We start from the raw sequence: 3,684 nt of genomic DNA on the forward strand, positions 1-3,684 counted from the left end.
GCCTTGCGGTGCCGCTCGAAACCGGCGTCGTGCTCCATCGACAGGCTCATCTGCTTGGGTGCCATCACGTACCATCCATCCTCAGGTCTCGCTAAGACCGCGGGGCAAAATCAGAGTTTCCCTAACGCTTGAATTAAGCCGAGCCGCGAAGCGGCTTCGGCTTGAATGAACTGTTAGACCGCTTACCGGCAGGTGGTGTTGCCGAAGCTATCCGTGCTGCAACGTACCGTATTGCCGCGATTGTCACGGTATGTGGTATTGCCAAAGGAGTCGGTGCTAGAGCGGATAGTGTTGCCGCTATTGTCACGGTAGGTGCTATTGCCGAAAGAATCGGTTGAGCCACGGACGGTGTTGCCACTATTGTCGCGATACGTGGTGTTTCCGAACGAGTCGGTGGATCCACGAATTGTGTTGCCTCGATTGTCTCTGGTGGTCGTGTTGCCGAAAGAGTCCGTGGAGGTTCGGCTGGTGTTGCCGTAGCTGTCACGGCATGTAGTGTTGCCGAATGAGTCCGTGGAGCATCTGGTCTGGGCATTCAGGCTGGAAGTCGCCAGAAGCGTAGCGAAGAGTACAAATGCGAGCTTTTTCATTTCAGTCCCCCTGGGTGTGTATGAAGCGGTCTAACGCTTGAATTAAGCGGCGGCGGAGCCGTCCGCTTGAATGAGAAGTTAGGGGCTTGCGCCGCGCCATGCTTGAGCGACTGTGCCGGCACCACCCGAGCCCCACCAAGCGCAACGCTAGCAGCTTTGGACGCCTGGATCTTGCCGCAGCGCTGCAAGGGCAGCGACCAAGTGCGGAGAGCTGCACGCAGGCGAAGGCTTGGCCGAAGCGCACGCTGCGACAGGACAACCAAGCAAGGGCCTAACGCCGGAATTAAGCCGACTTGCGTAGTGGAGCCAACAACATGGCAAGCTTTATCTGCCATGTTGTTGGTGTAACGAAGCAAGTTCGGCTTGAATGACTTGTTAGGCCGCACTTTAGCCGATGAAGGCCGAGTGCGACCAACCTCTTGCACGATGCCGCGGCGACAACCGTGCCTGCGCGCCGAGAAGCTGCACCGCCAGGAGTTGCACGATACGATGAGCCGGCCGAGCGAGAACCCGGCCGCGCAGCCCTGCGTGAACCTTCACGACAACCGGCCGAAGGGCGAGGGCGCAACAAACGCGATGGACCAAAAGAGCCGGTGACGCGATGAACTGCAAGCCGCTGCTGCCCCAACAAAAGAACATTGCTGCTTGTGCGGCCTAACGCCCGAATTAAGCGGCGGCGGAGCCGTCCGCTTGAATGAAGAGTTAGGGGCTTGCGCTGCGCCATGCTCGGGCGACTGGCCGGCACAACCGCGCGCGCCCCACCGAACGCAACGCTAGCAGCTTTGGATGCCGGGAGCTTGCCGCAGCGCTGCAACGGCAGCGACCGAGCGCGGAGGGCTGCAAGCTGGCGAAGGCTTGGCCGAAGCACACGCTGCGAGAAAACAACCAAGCAAGGGCCTAACGCTGGAGTTAAGCGGCGCGCGGCTTTTCGCGCGTCCGCTTGGACGAAATGTTAGACGGTTGCGACGCTGCATGCTCGTGCGACAACGACTGCCACGACGAACGCACCGCTTGAGCAACCGACTACCCCAAAACTGCCAGCTTTGAATGCCCAGGCTTGCGACGATGCCGCGCGAAAAGTTGCTGCGGCGACGGACGACAAGCCAGCGCGACGCTGGGCGAAACACACCACACGAAGAGCCCACACGAGCTACCGACTAACGCTGGAGTTAAGCGGCGGCGAAGCCGTCCGCCTTGAACGGGATGTTAGGCATCGCGTTGACTACCGAAAAGATACCTGAAGATGGTCACGCCTATAAGCACGAACATGAGGGCAACACAGGCCGCAAATGAGGCCGCAAAAAGCAGCATGCGGCCAGAGAGGACGACCGAGGCTGCTTCCCAGCCCATGTGCTTAGCGGCGGAAGACAAGATCATGCAGGCCCCGAAGCCGAGCCACAGCCAAAGAGCGGCACGTTTGGCTTTGAACAAGACGGACGGGGGCGTGATGGCTGGCGTTTTCAAGGTCTAACGCTGGAGTTGAGCGGCGACGGAGCCGTCCGCCTCGAACGAGTTGTTAGCGCTGCGAGAGTGCTGCACGAAGGGCCTTCTCGTAGTCCGGCGAGAGGAAAGGAACAAGATGGTAACCATACCGTTGGCTATGCAGGACAATGACGCGCTCCCGCGCCTCGGGGGCTGGTGAGGAGCAGGGAACGACGATCTCTTGTGGTGCGGTAAGGCGGCCCTTGAGCACCTCTGTAAAGACAACCCGCACTATTCGACGATCAGGCACAACGAAGCCAGTTTTACCGGATAGGAGATGCCTCTCATAGTCAGGCCAGCGGTCAGCGACGACGTAACCGACTTCGATATTGTCTGCATTCCTAGCATCGGCCCTTGGATCCGGCAGGTCCATAGAGCATGCAATCGCCTCTTGGCCGAAAGCTGCAAGGAAGATCAGGATCGCGATAGTTTTCATGCGCTAACGCTTGAGCTCAGCCACCGACAGCCCGCGTAGCGGGATGGCGGTCGGCTGCAGCGATTTGTTGGGCACCAGCCGCGACGTGCGCAAGCACGAATGCCACGCGCTCTTGAACCGATGCCTTTGGAAGAATACAAGTTTCATAGCCTGCTTGGGTGTAGGCCGAAATAGTGCGCTCGTAGGAAGCGGCTGCTTTGTTGAAGCTGTGCACCCGCTCGTGGTCTTGCACATAAATCTCTGGCCAAGGCTCCGCCACAAAGACCGTACTGGCGTAGCGGTGTCTTGCAGCTACTGTATTGCAGTGCATCTCGCCACAGCCTGCAAATCGCAACCATTCTGGAATGCCGCGATCAAAAAACACTGGCGGGCCCAGGGCAATGGCCCTTGTGTAGTCCTCAAGACTCCGTGCCAGCACGGCCTCCAAAAATGCAGCCCGATCTGTGGAGAGAAGAGCTCCGACGCCGCGATCCCTGCGCTCGCGCAAGATAGCTAACCCAGCTTCTGGAACCGTGCGGTAACCGCGTCCAGCCAATGCAGCAATGAGGGTTGATTTGCCCGCTCCAGACGCACCAGTTATCACATAGAAATGTTGGCTGCTCATGGTGCTACCACTGGTGCCTAACGCTTGAGTTAAGCGGCGGCGCAGCCGTCCGCCTTGAACGAACTGTTAGCGCGTACTAGAAAACCATCACATGGTCGACCAAGTACTTGCCACCCTGTTGAACAAGAACGAGTTCGGCGACGAACTCGCCTGGTGCTTTTGTGAAGGTTTGCCGCCAGACAACTGCGACCGACTCTGGGCGCCTGAAAGCTGCCACAAACTCGCGCTTTGCAAAGAACCCCTTTGCACTCTGGTATTGCTTGCAAATTGACTCAAGTGCGCTCTTAGAGAGGACGCCCTTGGCGCGCTCAGTGAAGTCTTGTGTGTGCCGCTCGTAGTCGATGTTGGTCGAAGCTTCCATCAGATTGTTCATGATGGGATCGACGACAGCCAAAATCTCTTCGTCTGATTTCTGTGCCAAGTCCATGGTGACTCCTTCGCAGCGCTAACGCTCAAGTTAAGCCGAATTGCAGCGCGTAGCTGGCCATATGGCAAGCTCTTTTTGCCATATGGACGGCGTAGCGATGCAATTTCGGCTTGAACGCATTGTTAGGGGCCACCGACACGCTCGA

The 3,684-nt window shown here is 58.3% G+C and carries 3 protein-coding genes; all 3 read right to left on the reverse strand.

Annotated features, from left to right (window positions below; translation table 11 throughout):
* Positions 1–2,106: 2,106 nt before the first annotated feature.
* Positions 2,107–2,508: a hypothetical protein gene (locus OSC30_RS16710; RefSeq protein WP_267172979.1), complete on the reverse strand. Its 402-nt coding sequence runs from the start codon at positions 2,506–2,508 to the stop codon at positions 2,107–2,109.
* 16 nt (positions 2,509–2,524) lie between these two features.
* A complete protein-coding gene (locus tag OSC30_RS16715) occupies positions 2,525–3,112 on the reverse strand; it encodes an AAA family ATPase (protein ID WP_267172980.1) in 588 nt (195 codons plus the stop codon).
* A 76-nt stretch (positions 3,113–3,188) separates the two neighbouring features.
* Positions 3,189–3,539, reverse strand: a complete 351-nt coding sequence (locus tag OSC30_RS16720; RefSeq protein ID WP_267172981.1) for a hypothetical protein — start codon at positions 3,537–3,539, stop codon at positions 3,189–3,191.
* Positions 3,540–3,684 lie beyond the last annotated feature (145 nt).

Origin of the sequence: Frateuria hangzhouensis (genome assembly GCF_026410505.1) — a bacterium.
Lineage (GTDB): Bacteria > Pseudomonadota > Gammaproteobacteria > Xanthomonadales > Rhodanobacteraceae > Frateuria_A > Frateuria_A hangzhouensis.